Source organism: Candidatus Symbiothrix dinenymphae (assembly GCF_001431085.1).
The window spans coordinates 1-385 of record NZ_BBRU01000519.1 but is presented as its reverse complement, the minus strand read 5'-3'; the positions used below and the strand labels follow the sequence as shown (position 1 = coordinate 385).

Genomic DNA, 385 nt, shown 5'->3' with positions numbered 1-385 from the left:
ACGCTCGGCTTTGTGCTCAAAATAATATCTCTAAATAAATAATGGGAAGATTAAAATGTAAAATATGGACAAATATCATACAACAACACATAGGTATGATATTATTAGATTTACTTACCTACATTGGTTCCATTGTTACTATTTGTGCAGTTTATTTTAATGAGAAAAATATACCATATTTTGATTTTTGGGGGGATTGGTTGATTCTTGCTTTCAGTATTCTAATGATTGTTGTATTTATTTATAAAATAAAAAAAACATTAAAATGGTCGTCAATTACAGTTGATAAAAATACGATTTTTTTTGAATATATTAGCTCTGAAATTGGAAAAGCAACAACTGTAATACAAAATATATCAGGTGATTTATCTTGGTTACAAAAACA

The 385-nt window shown here is 26.0% G+C and carries 1 protein-coding gene; it reads left to right on the top strand.

The features are described 5' to 3' along the window. Nucleotides 1–41: 41 nt before the first annotated feature. The coding region (locus ASC50_RS05420) for a hypothetical protein (RefSeq protein WP_158648494.1) at nucleotides 42–385 on the top strand (344 nt) is incomplete at its 3' end.